This is a genomic window from Psychromonas sp. 14N.309.X.WAT.B.A12, assembly GCF_030397575.1.
Classification (GTDB): Bacteria; Pseudomonadota; Gammaproteobacteria; order Enterobacterales; family Psychromonadaceae; genus Psychromonas.
In genome coordinates, this window is sequence record NZ_JAPNXS010000004.1 from 290,933 (window position 1) to 307,865 (window position 16,933).

The window sequence follows — 16,933 nt, forward strand, 5'->3', positions numbered from 1 at the left end:
AACGGGTAAATAGAAACCTTAACCAATAATTTTATCCCAATCGACTTCATTATTATTGTTAGAACCATCTAAGTTTAAAGCCATTTCTATATGGGTTAAATGGTGCTTCATTAAAGAAATCGCTTGCTCTTCATCACCTGATTCAATAGCCGCTACAATAGTAGTATGCTCATCTTCAGGGCAAGCCGGTGTATTAGGTACATCGTACAAAGCAATAATTAAACAGGTTAATGGGCACAGTTCTGCCATCATTTTATTAATGTAACGATTACCACACATCTCCGCTAACAACATATGGAACTCACCCGACAAACGAATAATTAAACGCCTATTTGAGCTAGCTCTTGCTTCTTTTTCTGCATTTAAATGTCTATGTAACCTTTTGATATCTTTTAATTTAATGTTTTTTAAAAGCTCTTTTATGATTTCTGGTTCAAGTAGCTGTCGTAAAAAAAATACTTGTTTAGCTTCGTCAATAGAAGGGCTGCTAACAAAAAAACCTCGATTAGGAAGTTGTTGTACAAGGCCGCTTTCAGAAAGCATTAATAAGGATTGATTTATTTTAGTGCGTGAAACTTCGAAAGCAGTTGCCATGCGTGATTCAGAAAGCTTACTACCAGGCGCTATCCTATGCTCCATGATTGCATTGGTGATCGACTCTGCTATTTTCTCTGCTTGAATTTTTGGTAGTTTTACGGATTCCATGCTTCGCTCTTATATTAAATATAAATGGGAGATAATGTTTATTTTCTTGATTATATCATTAGAAACTGCATGCAATATAATAATTTTTATAATCAATTTTGAACTAGATTGGTGCACCAAATGAATTTTTTGCATTTATTTGGCGCGTTTTTTAATCAATCTACCTTCCTGTTTCTATCATTTATGCTGGCTTTTAATTTATTTTATTGTTGGCTATATTGCATGCAATATATGTTTTTCAAAGGTTTCTTTCTCTTTTAGACTTTTTTATCCAGTGATTACTTTTATCTGCAATCAATTTGGCACACTTCATGCTCATTTAGATATGTGTACTTACTAAAGACATAGATCTTTCTTGATATAAACAATGATATTTAATGGAGTTAAATATGAAAAAATTACTAGTTGCAACTTGTTTAAGTGCTGTCTTCGCTTCAACTGCCGTTGTCGCAGATACGATAAGTTTACGTGTTATGGGCCAGCCTTTATCAACAGGTTTAATTCAAAAAAATGTAGAGCAGCCTTTTTTTGAAACACTATCGGAAACATCAGGTTTACCTATTAGCGTTAATTATAAACCAGCAGATACAACGGGTATAAAAGATGAAGAACAATTACGTGTATTAAAATCAGGTGTATTTGATTTAATTTCATTACGTTTATCTCAAGTTTCTCGCGATGAACCAACTATTTTAGGATTAGACTTGGTGGGGTTAAACCCAACTTATGAAGCAGGTGCTAAAACAGTTGCGGGCTATCAGGAAGTGATTGATAAGCGACTACAAGAACGTTTTAACACTAAATTATTAGGGTTATGGCCGTTTGGTCCACAAGTCTTGTTTTGTAATCACCCAATTGAAAGTCTAAAAGATATTAAAGATTTAAAAGTACGTGTTTATGATCAAAATCTTGCTAAGTTTGTTGAGTCTGTTGGCGGAGTACCGGTGCCAATCGGATTTGGTGACGTACATCAGAGTTTAGCATTAGGTGTTGTTGATTGTGCTATCACAGGAGCAAGCTCTGCTAACTCAGCAGGTTGGCCTGAAGTTTCTACTCATATGCTACCAATTGCATTCCAACTTGGTATGAATGGTTACGGTATTAACTTGAAAACATGGAATAAATTTACGCCAGAGCAACAAGAAACATTACAAACATCAATTAATGGGCTTGTTAAAGATGTTTGGAAATACTCTGAAGAGTTACATGAAGATGCACTACGTTGTAATGTTGGCGGTGCACCTTGTGACAACTTAAAAACCTATAACTTAGTTGGCTTACCTATTACAGAGGAAGATCTAAGTATCGTTTCAAAAACGTTAATGGATGTTTCTTACCCGGTGTGGGCTGAGTTATGTGATAAAACCAATGAAAATTGTTCGGCGGATTGGAAAAAAGCCCTTAATAATTAATCAATTTAATGGGTTTTATACCCATTGTACTAATTAGCTGATTTATTTTACTGGCTAACATTGCTTATTTCTTTGTTGAACGTTTTATAAAAAGAAAAACATTAACGAGTTAACCTCGAGCTAAGCAATTTTTCCTGTGCAAAACGTAGATCATATATTTACTACAATGGGGATTAAGGCCCATTACCCCAGACCTATTGATTAATTGGAGATCCTAATGTTATGAAAAAAGTTGAAAAGATAGTTAACATCTTATTTGGTGGGTTATTTCTACTACTATCGTTGCTAATTGTAAGTGAAATATTATTGCGAAAAATCGCTAACGTATCTTTACAAGGCGTGGATGAATTAAGCGGGTATGCCCTTGCCATTGGTGCGACATTAGCATTTAGTTCTGCTTTGATAGGACGAAGCCATATGCGAATAGATTTATTGTATGGGCAATATTCTAAGCGTATACGTAACGTGATCAATTTGTTGTCTATGTTAAGTTTAACGCTTTTTGCTATGTTTTTAGCTTACGTTAGCCTGCAGGTCATTTTAGAAACATACGAATACCAAAGCACAGCAGCAACAGCCTGGGGAACACCTTTAATTATTCCACAAAGTATTTGGTTAATGGGCTCTATTATCTTTGCTAGTGTTTCTCTGTGCATGCTGATCAGGTCATTTATATTGGTATTAAAAGGACAAACTGCACAATTAAATAATGAATTTGGTCCTAAAGGGGTCATTGAAGAACTTAAAAGCGAAGTTTCTGATTTCAAATCGAGACAAAAGAAGCAAGAAAAACAGCCTACAAGCAATGTAAGTGAAGAGTTAATTAAGGATAATATATGAGTATTTTAACCGCAGTCATTGGCTTTTTGGTGATGCTTTTATTAATGATCATGGGGCTTCCTATTGCCGTTGTAATGGCAGGTGCTGGCTTGGTGGGAGGCATTGCTGAGTTTGGGCCGTATTTTGTTTCTACTGCTGGTTCAGTCGTTTGGAGTGTATTAAATAATCCATTATTAACTGCTATTCCTTTATTTATTTTGTTAGGTGAATTGTTATTAAGAAGTGGTATAGCGGATCGTATGTATATTGCGATGTCAGCTTGGATAGGTCGATTGCCCGGTGGTTTATTGCATTCAAACATAGGCACTTCAGCTCTGTTTGCTGCAACATCCGGATCTTCTGTTGCAACGGCGGCAACGGTTGGTACGGTGGCTTTACCTTCATTAAAAGAACGAAATTATTGTATGCGCAAGTCTTTAGGCTCCCTGGCCGCGGGTGGTACCTTGGGCATTTTAATCCCACCTAGTGTTAATTTATTAGTTTATGGTTCATTAACAAATAACTCTATTGGCCAATTATTTTTGGCCGGTTTTGTTCCTGGAATTTTATTAACACTTTTCTTTATCGCTTATATTGCGATTTCAAATAGAAATGAAAAAATAAAAGAAGATACGAGTATTAGCTTTGCAGAAAAAATGGAACTGTCTAAGAACCTGGTGCCACCGTTAGTTATTTTTGGTGTGGTAATGGGCGGCATTTATACGGGCTTAGCAACCGCAACGGAATCAGCGGCATTAGGTGTTGTAAGTGCTTTATTTTTTGCTTATCGCAATAACTCTTTGAGTAAAAAGTTTTTCCTAGAATGTTTCCGCCAAACAGCACAAATATCAGGCATGATTTTATTAATTATTACGGCAGCCTTTATTCTTAATCTTACAATCAGTATGACAGGTATTGTCGATCAGCTAACCGCAGTGGTGGTTTCTTTTGAATTTTCTACCTTTACTTTATTACTGATATTAGCGTTATTTTATTTATTGTTAGGCATGTTTATGGATGTCTTATCAATGCAAGTATTAACGATCCCTATCACTTATCCTGTGATTGTTAGCTTAGGCATTGACCCCATTTGGTATGGTATTTTCTTAGTGGTGATGTGTGAGGTTGCTTTGATCACACCACCAGTGGGTATGAATTTATTTGTAGTGCATAGCGTACGCAGCGATGATGGTGATATTCGAGATGTAATGTGGGGAGCTTTACCCTATGTTGGCATTATGATGCTATTTGTTTTGTTTATAATTTTAGTGCCTAAGGTGGTGTTATGGTTACCAACAAGTGTTTAAACACTCCGCCATTATGGATGTTAAGCCTAACTGAGTTGAGTTTAGGCTTTAAAGAACAGCGCTTTAAACCCAGTGATGTTTGTAAGCAAATTTTACTGCAAATTGAACTAATAAATAGTCGTTTAAATGCTTATGTCTATTTAAACCCTAAACTAGTAGAAGAAGCGCAAAAAAGTGACTATCGCTGGCAAAAGGGAGAACCTTTAAGCGAGTTAGATGGTGTACCGATTGGTATTAAAGATAATATCAATGTTGCTGGGATGCCAACTAGCTGGGGGAATGACGGGTTACAAAATAATATTGCAGAAAAAAGTGAATGGGTTGTGAAACAATGCCAACTTGCTGGCATACTTATTATAGGAAAAACGAACGTACCAGAGTTTGCTTCCGAAGGGGTGACAGATAACCCTACTTTTGGGGCAACATGCAATCCATGGAATGAGCAATTAACAACGGGAGGCTCTTCAGGTGGAATGGTTGCAGCTGTGGCCAGTGGAATGGCATTTGCAGGATTAGGTACTGATGGTGGTGGATCTATAAGACGACCTTGTGCACATACGGGGTTAGTGGGGTTAAAACCAACCGCTGAGTTGATCAGTAGAGAAAATGGCCTTCCTCGTTTTATGTTTGATTTTGAAGTGGTAGGCCCAATTGGGCGAACCGTCAAGGACGTCATTAACTTATTTAAGGTGATGATGCCAGAGCAGGTCATGGAGGAGCCTAAACCTGCATTAAAAATTTTGGTCGTGAAAGAGTTAGCTTCTCACCCAGTTGACCCAGATATTATTGCTGCCACTGAGCATACGGCAAAGCAACTAGCTCAATTAGGACATACTATTGAGTATTCTACTCTTCCTGTTTCTCTTAATATTTTTGAGGAATTTTGGCCGATATTAGGTAAGGTAGGAATAGCTTATGCAATGCAGAATTTTCCCCAATCGGCTGCAAGCGCACAAGATAAATTCAAGGCGATGGCGAAGGAAGGTCAGCAGTATAATGCGTTAGATATGATGCATTTATGGCAAGAAACAATGCGCTTTAGACAAAAAGTTAAATTAATGTTTAAAGAGTGGGATATTATTTTAATGCCTTCAATAGCCGCTTTAGCTTGGCCTGTACACTCAAAATATCCGAAAGAAATAGCTGGGAAAGCTGTTGGTGAAAGAGGGCATGCAGTATTCACTGGTTGGGTGAATATGGCTGGTAACCCTTCTATTAACCTACCCGTCACAAACAAATTGAATAACCCTATTGGCATGCAATTGATTGCTGATTGGCATCAAGAACAACGATTGTTAAATCTAGCTAAACAATTTGAAGAGATTAATAAAGGGTGGCAGTGGCCTACTTTAGCCTAGAATATTGCGAATCAATTACAAACCCACAAATTATAGTATTAACTGATGGTGCTGATAATAGCAGCTCTGTTACATATACTGATGTAATTACAAAAACACAAGACAAAAACATACCAATTAGTGTTTTAGCGATAGGTGGTGGAATTTCATCGTATTATTCTTCTCGAATGGAAGAAATTGCAACAGAAACGGGGAGTCAATATTTAGAGGTTTCGAATGTAACTGATCTTTCAGGTTTCTTTGATGGTCTGTCGACACAAACATCTTTTAATTATAACGGTACTTTGAGCGAACCACTGGTAACAGGGGATGTGATGCAAGTAACTGTGGATATTAATGGAGAAAGTACCTCTCGTGAGTTAACCATCGATTAACGTTAAGTTCCGTATTAAAGTGTAAAGCTTAAAATGTGGTTGTGTCATTAGTATTAATTTCAAAGATTGAAATAACTATAGTGCCACAACCACTCACTGCTTTGATTATGGAAAATCATTAAACTAGGGTGTTGATAAGTTCGTTTTTTCTACAATCTACCACATTAAGAATACCGCTTCATGCTTAAACGCAGAAGCGGTATTTTTTTGTAAATAGTTAAAGGTTTTTTAAACAGTAGAGTAATTATTTTTTACCCGACAAAGTGAGGCAAAATTTACAAATATTGCTGAATGACTTTCCTGTATCTAATGAACACTAAAATTCAATATATTGTATAAAAAAACATAAAATAAACTCAAATTTATACTTTTCATGTATAACTACTAAGTGTTAATATCTTAAATATTAGGTACTTATGCATACCATTCAACACCAAACTCTTTCGAACTGACGTATTGTCTTTTATCTACTTTTTATACCTAAAATAAGGACAGGTATGACGGCTAATTTTTACAATAAAAACGCCAATAAACTAGCTGAAATGTACCTATCAAAAACCTTTGAGGAAGTCCACGCATCTTGGTTAAGCTATCTGACTCCTATTTTAAATAAGAAAGAGGCCCGCATTTTAGATATAGGCGCTGGAGCAGGGCGAGATAGCAAGTACTTTGCACAGAAAGGTGCTGATAATAATATTTCTGTGACTGCGATTGAACCCGCTTCAATGTTAGCTGAACTCGGTAAAAATCATACCCAAGGTTTGAACATTAACTGGTTACAAGATTCACTTCCCGATCTCACCGCCGTCACGCGTAAAGAAATCAGTTTCGACCTCATTTTATTAAGTGCCGTTTGGATGCATATTCCAGATGCGCAACGCACTCGTTCATTACGAAAACTCGCTAACTTATTAAAGCCCGGCGGCCTATTAGTTATCTCATTACGTCATGGTGAAAGTGGCGATGAACGAAATATGTATGAAGTTTCTAGCTATGCTTTAGTACAAATGTCTACAAAACTCGGACTATCTCCATTATTAATCACAGATAAAAAGCCTGATGTAATCGGCAGAGCTAATGTCTCATGGCAAACGGTTGTACTAAAACTACCTGACGATGGGAGCGGAGCATTTCCATTCATTCGTCATGTTGCGTTGAATGACGGTAAGTCTGCAACACATAAACTCGCATTAATGCGCGTGTTATTACGTATAGCTGACGGACACCCCGGTGCTGTTATTCGACGTGAAGATAATCGCGTCATATTACCAATGGGCTTAGTGGCGCTTTATTGGGCGCATCAATATAAAGATTTAATCGATAAACATCATTTATTTCAAACGCCTAACAAAAATAACAACATGGGATTTATGAAGGAAGATGGTTGGCATAAATTAACGCATTTATCATCATCAGATTATCGTATTGGGAATTTGTTCCAAGGTGCTCAAGCAATTGCAATGCATAAAATGCTATCTGCAAGCGTCGCTAACATCAAAAACATGCCTTGTAAGTTCATCACTTTTCCTAATAGTACAGAAAGTGTATTTGAAGTGAGCAGTAAATCAGTACGCGCTAAAGACAATTTATTTTTAGACTTAACCACCTTAAAACATTGGGGTGAATTTTCATTACCTGAACACCTATGGATTGCTTTTAGCCGTTATGCTTGTTGGATTGAACCTGTGTTAGTTTCCGAATGGACTAAAACCATGGCTAGCTATCAAGGCAATCGACAATATCAAGCACCAGAGCAACAACATAAATTAGCAAATGCATTAAATTGGTTAGAAGCAAAACGCAGTACCACCGAAGTCCGAAACCGTTTTGAAACGCTGAAAAAACAGAACAACAGCCAACACAACTGTGTTTGGACAAATAAAAGCTTAACCAAAAAATACGCAATCGATCATTGCATGCCATTTGCACGTTGGCCTAATAACGACCTATGGAATTTATTACCTAGCGATGTCACAGCCAACGGACAAAAGAGCGATCGTTTACCGACAGAACATAAGATGAAAAATGCGAAAACACGTATTACAGATTGGTGGCAAGATGCTTGGCTAACCGGTGATTCAATTGATGTTAGCCGAGAAATAAACCAAAAACGTTTTTTCGCAGAAGCTAATATTGCTTTACCAGATTTAGCGTCAAGTAATAATTCAGTCGATGATCTTTTTGACGCTTTATTGCTACAAAGAGGGCGGTTGAAAGAAATGCAGCAGTTGAGAGAGTGGTAATAAATAATTCGACTTTTAGTGTGCGAGTATAATTTACAGTTATTTAGGGATGAAAAATGCAATTATCAGCAGTTGATACGATAAGAAAAAGTTTGATTGTAGGAAAAAATGGACAACGTTTAAATGATTCTTTATTTAAAGGAAGATCAAGCGTTGATTTATCGGTACGAGAAATTATCCATAAAAATGAAAAAGGGAGAGATAAGATAGTTGGACAGTATTTTATTGAACCTCAAGAGACGGTGTATTTATTATCTGAGGAAATAATTAATGTAAAAGCAGGGTATGTTGCATATGTATTTCTTAAAAATAGATTATCATCTAAAGGCTTATTAGCTTTAAATACTGGCATTCTTGACAGTGGCTTTCATGGTCCGCTTTCAACATTAGTTATAAACTTCTCTAAACAAGATGTTCCAGTTAATGAAAATGGAAAAAGTTATTTTTTTAGAGTTGTATTTCATAAAATAGACTTAGTTAGTGGTGAGTCCGAGTCAGATTTTAAAGGAAGAAAATATGAGTATGATAGCTATAAAAAGAATAAGAAAAAAGAATTATCATTTTTACCTCGTTTATTTTTAGATCAAGATAAATTAAAATTAAAAATAAACTCTGAACTTTCTGATAAAGCAATGGATTTTGGTTATAAAAAACTAACTCTTTTATTTGCTATAATGTCACTTTTGTTTGTTTTTATCCCTCCATTAAGTAAAGTGACTGGCGATTATTTTTTTGAAAACAAAAATAAATACTCAGCTAAAGTTATAGAACTGAGTGAAAAATTTGATTTGTTTATGAGCCAAGCTGATCAATCTTCAGTGAAAGACTCACTTAACATATTATATAATCATAATTTACAGTTAAATAGTCAACTGGTTGAATTGAGAGCAGAAGTTGAAGCTCTGAATCATGAGCTATCAAATATAAAATTAAAGGTTATTCCGCCCATAAAGCAACAGCTAGAAGCCTCAAAAAGGTAAAAACTAGCTACGTTAGTAAATCAAGAATACTAAGTAGGTTTTCTTCTCCATTCTTTTGATTCAAAATGTGAGTTGCAGTTCTTTGTAGCTCAATTTGTGCATTAAATGCGACTGAAACCCCCACTTTTTCTGCCAAATATATGTCATTTTTTCCATCCCCTATGAATATGCATTCGGAGGGGGAAACGCCATGCTCTGCAGCGATCTGTTGCATGAAGGTAACTTTTCCTTCGTTATCTGATGGAAGTAAATTATAGAACTCTAGGTTTCCACTATTATCAAAAAAATATTCACATCCACTAAGTACGTGATCAATCTTTAGTTTCCTTTGAACTTTATCAGCTAAGCATTTAAAGCCACCTGTAATAAGGGCCGTAGTCACTCCTTTAGTTTTCAAGAAAGAAAGTAGTTCGATTGCCCCTTGCTGAAGCTCTGAATTATTTGTTATTTTACCTAAGATATCTTCAGTCAAACCGTACTTTTTATGTATTTCAACAGTATCTTTCATCCAATCAAGATAACCTATATATTCTCCATTTAACCATTTGTCCTTTGTCTTCTCTTCTTCAAGGTAGCATTGTTCACCAAGCTCTTTTGCTAATACAGTCCATGCACTTGGTGCGACTTTACCATTATCTAAAGAAATGTCCTTTTTCAATATCGTCCCTTCCATATCGAAAAACCATATCTTAGGGAAATTGGTAAAAGCTTTATTATTTTTAATCATATGATAAAAGCCTGTTTTTTTACTATTTAATTTAGATTTTTATATTAAATAACTTGTAAGTAAGGTGTTCTAATTTTTTGTTTTTTGCATAAACTTCAAGTAATTGGCCTGGGTCTTGATAATGACAATATATAGGTTGGTATTCAGGTAAACAATCTCCTTCTGATTTAATTTCCTTAAGTCTTCCTGCAACATGTACCGATTTGATGTGCTTTACAGTTCCAGGAAAAATAAAATGATTAGATATACTTGAATCATTACCTTCAAGTATTGAAAGAGCATCTTGATAGTAAAATTGCTTAACTAAATCTGGCCAACCTGGAGCTGTTTGCGGTGAACTTGCTTCATAATATTTAGCATCAACTATAGCAAATTTCTTACCTTCATTGCTTTTAAGAACAGTATCTGTTCTTTGGCCTTTTCTAGCCATCGCTTTAAATTTATCTTCTTTGGTTCGATAAATTGGCACAGGTAATTTACTATTAACAGGATATTTTCCAATTAGGCACTCATCAAGCATTGCTTCCCATAGGGTATGGAATTTACGAACCCCGATTAGTACGTTACTTACTGCTGTACCTTTTTCAAGTCGAAGGTATTTAATCAAACCTTTAATTAGAAAAATATCTCGTTCAGAATAACTTAAGCGAAGCTCACGTTCTAAATAAGCAATTTGGGTAGTTTTATCTCCAACTGGATCTCCTATCTGCAATAGGCGATCATCAATCAAATTAGAATTACCAAACCATAAGTGTCCATAAGTTGTAAATAACTCTCGAATTACCTGAGCATGAATTTTTGCTGTTTCACAATTAGCTATATAGCGAGATCGAGAAGTGGCCAAGTCTAAATAAACAGGCCTGCCATTAGCGGGAAAAGCAGTGCTTCTCGCAATGGTACGAGGCCAATGAACCTTTCCTGCATTGATTGTTTGTTCTTTTACTCGGCGCACATATAATCCATTAGTGCGATAGTCATCAAGCAATTGAGCTACTTGTGAGAATGATCTGCCACCAATGACAGTATCACCTTGTTCTTGAGAATAAACACCACTTTCTTTTTCACGAAAGTACTTAAGCAAGGCTTTCAATAAGTAGTGACCTGCCATGCTTGATTCATCATCAAGAGCCTTATGGTTTCTAGGAAGAAATATAGCTAAATCATCCCCATAGGAAAGTACGCCACAAAAATGGATTTTCACATCATCTATGACGATAAGGCCGTATGAACGCATAACTGACAGAATTTCTTCTGGTATCTTTTTTAAAAGGCTACGATCAGTGAAATAACGAATATTACTCACTAATGATTTCACCTTGTAAGTCTTCTGCTATCACTTCTTCTCCATTTTCTTTAATTGCATCTTCTACTTGTGAGTTGAATATAGGCTGATCCTCATGAAAGGCGTTAGATAAGTCACCAAATGTTTTATAACTTGGTGAAAACACTTTTGTATGACCTAAATGGCGCAAGATATCATCCCAGAGGTAGACGAATAATTTACCGCTTAAGGTATTTTTAGTGGATTCTTCATCTGCCACCTCATTCTTATTTAAGAAAAATGGTCCTAATAGACGATCTTCTGCAACGTGACATTTAATTAAGGTTTCATTAATGATTTGGGCAAAGTTAGACCAAGAAATATCGTAAACACCTTCAATTGTAGGTATTCTGAAGTTATTGCTAGGAACATCTACATTATCAAAATCAATTTTAATGTACTTAAAGTTCCAGCGGCGTTTGAATGCAGTATCCATAGGCATAACTGCTTGGTCACTGCTGTTCATTGTTGCTAACAAGGATAAATTAGCTGGAATAGAGATCTTTGTAATTACCTTATCAATGGGTAACTGGTTATTAATGTAGTCAAGCATATCAGGATCTGTAGCATCAATTTCGTACTTACTTGCGCCATTAAGTCTATCTAGTAACTGGAATAATTCACCAAAAACAGCTGCCGCTGGTGCTCGATTAATTTCTTCAATAATTAGATATACGTGCTCGCTAGAAAAAGTTAATGCTTCAATTAATGCGTTAGTGAAAGGCCCTGGGCGGAACTGGTAAGTGATTTGACGTTTAGAGGAGTCGTTAGGGTCTTCTTCCATCTTTGGCTTTAATGAACCAACAAAGTCGCTATATTGTGTATCTGGGTGGAAAACAGTAATTGTTTTTCGAGAGTCTTTAGTACTTTCATCGATCGTATGGCTTTTACCTGTACCAGGGGCCCCATAAAAAATAATATTTGTGCCCTGAATTTTGTTTGTTGGCTGGCTCGTAGTTACAACATCATCAGGTTGCTCACTACTTAAATATTGTATGGTTGTTTCTAAGTGGCTTTCAGATAGTTGCATTAGTTTTTCTTGATAGTTACTAAGCCCGTTCGCAATAAAAATTGTTTTATTGATTAACGTATAGAGGGGTAATGTCTGGACTGTAGATAATGCATTTACAACAGAATCTTGGATGTGAGTTGAAAAGAGATCTCTCCAAGTTCCTTCTACGTAATTTGGTGAATTATTAAACGAAATAAGATTGCTTTTTATATTTTCCATAACGCCAATTAATTGCTGGAGTGTGACAGAGAAGTGTTTAGGATTACCTCCTCTACCTGTGTTGGAAAAAATGAAGCTTGGAGAAAGAGGGGCATATTCTACCCCCATACCACTTTCTAAATCAGAACATTCTTTAATAAATTGTACTAGTGAGCCTGTAAACATATTCCACCCTATTGCCTGTTTTAATACACAGTGATATTATTCCGGGATAAAAATCGGATAAGTGGGTCACTATGACAACTAAAATTATAAATAAAGCTGAATATATCAGAAACTTAAGTAATAAACTGCGATTAGGGCCAACAGAATTGGCTAATCTTTTAGGAATGAATGTTACCGGAGAGCGAACAGTACGTGGTTGGATAAATGGTGAGCATGAACCAACGGTTTCTAAGTGGGATGCAATTCTAAAATTAGAGGTTACTTTAAAGGCTCACTATGAAAATGCTCCATTTAAGCAACAGAGAATAGAAGACTCTGACTTTACGTTTATTGATTTATTTGCTGGTATCGGAGGCATACGATTACCATTTCAAGAGTTAGGTGGCCATTGCGTATTTACATCTGAATGGGATAAATTTGCTCAAAAAACCTACTTAGCCAATTATGGTGAAATGCCTAATGGTGATATTACCCAAATAGCGTCTTCAGAAATTCCAAATCATGATATTTTACTTGGTGGGTTTCCTTGTCAGTCCTTTTCACAAGCTGGTTTAGGTAAAGGCTTTGATGATACTCGTGGAACTATGTTTTTTGAGATTCAACGAATACTTACCGAAAAACGACCTAAAGCTTTCTTACTTGAAAATGTAAAGCAGCTAAGAGGACATGATAAAGGCCGCACGTTAGAAACGATACTTGCTATTCTACGTGGAGAACATGATCAAAAAGTTTCTGATGACGTACCTATGAGTGAAGACGCTAGGAATGCACTTTCTAAAAAGCTCAAATATAGTGTTGATGTACAAGTATTAAGAGCTGGGGATTTTGGTGTTCCACAAAATAGAGAGAGGGTTTTTATCATTGGTTTTGATCGTGATTATTTTGGTAATGATTTAAGCTTTAATGATCTGTTTACTTGGCCTGTTGGTTCCAAAGAAGTGACTCGAGTGGGCGATATCTTACAATCAAAGAAAGAACTTGAAATTGATTTTCAAGAACAACAAAAAGATAGATTCACTATCTCAGATAAATTGTGGAAAGGGCATCAAAAAAGAAAAGAACAACATAAAACCAAAGGTAATGGTTTTGGGTGTACGGTGAATAATAGGGATGATGTTTATACAAATACAATAAGCGCGCGTTACTATAAGGATGGCTCAGAGATTTTGATTAGTCAAGATGAGTTAGCGAAGAACCCTCGAATGCTTACACCTAGAGAATGCGCTCGTTTACAAGGCTTCCCAGAAGAGTTCATTGTAGAAGCAGTATCGAAAGGGCAAATATATAAACAGTTTGGTAACTCAGTTTGTATGAAAGTTATTGATGCGGTTGCAGTTGAAATGGTTAAAACGTTAGCTAAAGCTGAAAACTCTAGAAATTAGATTACTTGTTAATTTTTCTTTAAATTAACCTATATTTTAGTAATTTAAATTACCCATATAATAAAAATTATACGTCGCACAAAGATTCACTTGAAAATATATTCAAGTGAATCTTTCAATCTAACGAATTAATTCACCCCAGAATTGTCCTGAATTATCACTTCCAAAAACCAATGTAGAACCTTCTTGTGCTTGGGCCATAACAGTGTTGGTTGGAAAGTACAATCGATACTCAGAACGAGTCGGGTGAGCTTCTCGAGCGTCATACCAAGTCAATATTACAGGAATGAAGCCAGCTTCCCCACGAATTGAAAAATTTGCTGATATGCTTTGACGAGCTGTGCCAAATAATGATTTTAGTTGGCTTACGCCATTTAACTCATGTTGGTTTGAACGACTAGGTTCAGTTTCAACTGCTGATAAAGTTTTTACGCATGCGTGGTTCAAAATCAAAGCTTGTCTCATTATAAAAATTTTCCTTTATGTGATTGATAATTTCGAAGTGTAATCCGAAGAACAGTATATTAAAAAAATTACTTATTCTTAACATATTCGCTTTATATACTATCAAAAAGTTGATGAGGAACTGTGATGGAATTCAATTATGTGACTGAATATTAAAGCATTTCGAATCGTTACAAAAAAGCCGAACATAAGTTTAATGCCGATCGGTTAAAGATCTAAGAAGAAAACTTGAACGATCTTTCAGATAGATCATAATCCCTAACCTTATTTAATAAGATTGGGGATTTTTTTGTTTAATCAAGAGATGGAATTGGTGTATGAGTCATTTGAAAATAAAGAGGCTTACGACAGCGTATTAACAGCCATTGATTCTAAATGGATTGAAGAAGTATTATTTTGTACTCAAAAAGCGAGTGTTCGACGTCTCCGCTTACCTGCAGAGCAAGCCGTTTGGCTAATCATCATGATGGGGTTAATGTGAAATTGCTCAATAAAATAAGTTTGTGGTTCACTCGATATTGCTTTGCAAACTAACCCTGACGAAGTCTATGACCATGTTGCCCCAAGTGTACTCACCGATTGTCGAAAGCGATTAGGTAAATCTCCTATGAGCTACCTTTTTAGTACAACTTGTGCGGCTTGAGATAAATCTATCATCGCTAAAAACATAGTATCGGTTTAAACTTATTAGCCGTAGATGGCACGACCTTTAGGTCGCAAGACACGCCAGAAAATAGAGAAACATTTGGTTTTATCTCAAAATCTAATCCTGTTTATCCGCAACTTCGTATGGTTTCTTTGCATTCAATGCATACTCGGATGCTACTTGTCGATGCATTTGATAGCTGTAGTGTCTGCGAGATAACCTTAGCTAAACGGCTACTGAGCGATATTCCAGAAAATTTATTAACCTTATTCGATCGTTGTTATTTTTCAGCAGACCTAATGCTCAATTGGCAGCAGTTCGGTATCAATGCACATTGGCTAACACCGGTAAAAAAGCTATGCGGTATTAAGTTATTGATCGGTATACCGATAATGACTTATTAATCGAAATGCCAGTATCCCCGCAAGCAAGAGCTAAAAATCCAACCTTACCAGAGACTTGGTAAGTAAGAATGATATGTTACCAAGATCCAAAGAGTGATATTAAAGGCTTTATTACCTCATTAATTGATCCGACACTGTATTCAATGAATGCATTACTATCTGTGTACTGGGAACAATGGGAAATAGAGCAGAGTTTTGGCGAGCTTAAAAATAATCAGCTTAATGGGGAAATAACACTACGAATTCGTTTTCTAGAAGAGAGATGGCAGAAACTATGGGGGTACTATTGGGTTATAATTTGATCCGACTTGAAATGGTTAATATTGCGCTAGAAGCGCAGGTTGAACCTACTCGGATCAGTTTCACGGCCTCCATTTGTATTATAGATACGCAAATAAGAGCCTATGCACCATTAGGTAATGGCACTATTTCGAAAAAGCTTCAGCTTATGCGAGAAGATGTTAAACATTTTTTTTGCCCAAAAAAAGAAACACTGAACGTTTTCACGTTCAGTGTTCTATATTCCATCTAGATATCCGTTAAGATTTAAGCCTAAAATCTCTTAACCGAACGGCATTGGAACATAAGTTCGGCTTTTTTATTGCGACTTAGGAATCGTTACAAAATAACTTGCGCTAAATTTTTCAAAAAAACTAAAATAACTGATTATTTTGAAAACAAAACGCAAGTAACTTTGAAGCTAATCCTTAAAAGAAACTTACGCTTCTTCGTCCGCTACAACTGGACGGTCTACAAACTGGATATAAGCCATTGGAGCTTTATCGCCAGTACGGAAACCACATTTAATGATACTAGTGTATCCACCAGGACGAGTCGCGTAGCGAGGACCTAGTTCATTAAATAATTTTGCCACTACTGCATCATCACGAAGACGAGCAAATGCTAAACGACGGTTAGCAACGCTATCCGTTTTAGCTAATGTAATTAATGGCTCAATTACACGACGCAATTCTTTTGCTTTTGGCACTGTAGTTTTAATAACTTCATGCGTGGCAATAGAGATTGCCATATTACGAAACATAGCCTGACGGTGGCTACTGTTTCGGTTAAGCTGACGTCCACTTTGACGATGGCGCATAACCTAATCCTTATTATTCGTGAATCGGCTTTAGTCTAATCTTCGATTAAACTTGCTGGTGGCCAATCTTCTAAGCGCATGCCTAGAGACAGTCCACGTGAAGCAAGTACATCTTTGATTTCAGTTAGAGACTTCTTACCTAAATTAGGCGTTTTTAGAAGTGCAACTTCAGTACATTGTACTAGGTCACCGATATAATGAATCGATTCCGCTTTCAAACAATTCGCAGAACGAACAGTGAGTTCTAAATCATCTACTGGGCGTAAAAGAATTGGATCAAACTCAGGTTTAGCTT

Annotated in this window: 15 protein-coding genes and 1 pseudogene; 9 read left to right on the forward strand and 7 right to left on the reverse strand. The window is 36.2% G+C overall.

Annotated elements, in window-relative coordinates; translation table 11 throughout:
• Positions 1–18: 18 nt before the first annotated feature.
• Complete coding sequence (locus tag OW492_RS07775) at positions 19–705, reverse strand: GntR family transcriptional regulator (RefSeq protein WP_290039360.1); 687 nt, start codon at positions 703–705, stop codon at positions 19–21.
• 389 nt (positions 706–1,094) lie between these two features.
• Between OW492_RS07775 and OW492_RS07780 the strand changes: the two genes are divergently transcribed.
• From OW492_RS07780 to OW492_RS07810, 7 genes are all read left to right on the forward strand, one after another.
• Entirely contained in the window at positions 1,095–2,117 is a 1,023-nt protein-coding gene (locus OW492_RS07780) for a TRAP transporter substrate-binding protein (protein ID WP_290039361.1), read from the forward strand.
• Between the two features lie 222 nt (positions 2,118–2,339).
• On the forward strand, positions 2,340–2,957 hold the full coding sequence (locus tag OW492_RS07785) for a TRAP transporter small permease (RefSeq protein WP_290039362.1): 618 nt from the start codon (positions 2,340–2,342) through the stop codon (positions 2,955–2,957).
• Positions 2,954–4,243, forward strand: a complete 1,290-nt coding sequence (locus tag OW492_RS07790) for a TRAP transporter large permease (RefSeq protein WP_290039363.1) — start codon at positions 2,954–2,956, stop codon at positions 4,241–4,243. The genes OW492_RS07785 and OW492_RS07790 overlap by 4 nt, the downstream gene beginning before the upstream one ends.
• Positions 4,222–5,601, forward strand: coding sequence for an amidase (locus tag OW492_RS07795; protein ID WP_290039364.1), 1,380 nt, complete (start codon positions 4,222–4,224; stop codon positions 5,599–5,601). The genes OW492_RS07790 and OW492_RS07795 overlap by 22 nt, the downstream gene beginning before the upstream one ends.
• Positions 5,583–5,975 carry a VWA domain-containing protein gene (locus OW492_RS07800; protein WP_290039365.1) on the forward strand — a complete coding sequence of 131 codons (393 nt, stop codon included), beginning with the start codon at positions 5,583–5,585 and terminating at the stop codon, positions 5,973–5,975. Before OW492_RS07795 ends, OW492_RS07800 begins: the two co-directional genes overlap by 19 nt.
• A gap of 497 nt (positions 5,976–6,472) precedes the next feature.
• The gene (locus tag OW492_RS07805; protein WP_290039366.1) at positions 6,473–8,218 is read left to right on the forward strand and encodes a class I SAM-dependent methyltransferase; all 1,746 of its coding nucleotides are present in this window, start codon (positions 6,473–6,475) and stop codon (positions 8,216–8,218) included.
• 56 nt (positions 8,219–8,274) lie between these two features.
• Complete coding sequence (locus OW492_RS07810) at positions 8,275–9,198, forward strand: hypothetical protein (protein WP_290039367.1); 924 nt, start codon at positions 8,275–8,277, stop codon at positions 9,196–9,198.
• 7 nt (positions 9,199–9,205) lie between these two features.
• Here OW492_RS07810 and OW492_RS07815 read toward each other — a convergent pair whose 3' ends face one another.
• From OW492_RS07815 to OW492_RS07825, 3 genes are read right to left on the reverse strand one after another with little or no spacing between them, the layout of a single operon-like run.
• The gene (locus tag OW492_RS07815) at positions 9,206–9,925 is read right to left on the reverse strand and encodes an HAD family phosphatase (protein WP_290039368.1); all 720 of its coding nucleotides are present in this window, start codon (positions 9,923–9,925) and stop codon (positions 9,206–9,208) included.
• A gap of 31 nt (positions 9,926–9,956) precedes the next feature.
• Positions 9,957–11,228, reverse strand: a complete 1,272-nt coding sequence (locus OW492_RS07820; protein ID WP_290039369.1) for an LlaJI family restriction endonuclease — start codon at positions 11,226–11,228, stop codon at positions 9,957–9,959.
• Positions 11,221–12,642 carry an AAA family ATPase gene (locus OW492_RS07825; RefSeq protein WP_290039370.1) on the reverse strand — a complete coding sequence of 474 codons (1,422 nt, stop codon included), beginning with the start codon at positions 12,640–12,642 and terminating at the stop codon, positions 11,221–11,223. The genes OW492_RS07820 and OW492_RS07825 overlap by 8 nt, the downstream gene beginning before the upstream one ends.
• A 71-nt stretch (positions 12,643–12,713) precedes the next feature.
• Here OW492_RS07825 and dcm point away from each other — a divergent pair, with 71 nt between their 5' ends.
• On the forward strand, positions 12,714–14,024 hold the full coding sequence (gene dcm / locus OW492_RS07830; RefSeq protein WP_290039371.1) for a DNA (cytosine-5-)-methyltransferase: 1,311 nt from the start codon (positions 12,714–12,716) through the stop codon (positions 14,022–14,024).
• 120 nt (positions 14,025–14,144) lie between these two features.
• Here the strand turns inward: dcm and OW492_RS07835 are convergent, their stop codons facing one another.
• Complete coding sequence (locus OW492_RS07835; protein WP_290039372.1) at positions 14,145–14,489, reverse strand: hypothetical protein; 345 nt, start codon at positions 14,487–14,489, stop codon at positions 14,145–14,147.
• A 289-nt stretch (positions 14,490–14,778) separates the two neighbouring features.
• Between OW492_RS07835 and OW492_RS07840 the strand changes: the two are divergent.
• Positions 14,779–16,036, forward strand: a pseudogene (locus tag OW492_RS07840) (IS4 family transposase).
• A gap of 221 nt (positions 16,037–16,257) precedes the next feature.
• Here the strand turns inward: OW492_RS07840 and rplQ are convergent.
• Together rplQ and OW492_RS07850 are read right to left on the reverse strand one after the other, a co-directional pair.
• Positions 16,258–16,638: a 50S ribosomal protein L17 gene (rplQ, locus tag OW492_RS07845; RefSeq protein ID WP_028869287.1), complete on the reverse strand. Its 381-nt coding sequence runs from the start codon at positions 16,636–16,638 to the stop codon at positions 16,258–16,260.
• 35 nt (positions 16,639–16,673) lie between these two features.
• On the reverse strand, positions 16,674–16,933 hold a 260-nt coding region (locus tag OW492_RS07850; protein ID WP_290039373.1), incomplete at its 5' end, for a DNA-directed RNA polymerase subunit alpha C-terminal domain-containing protein.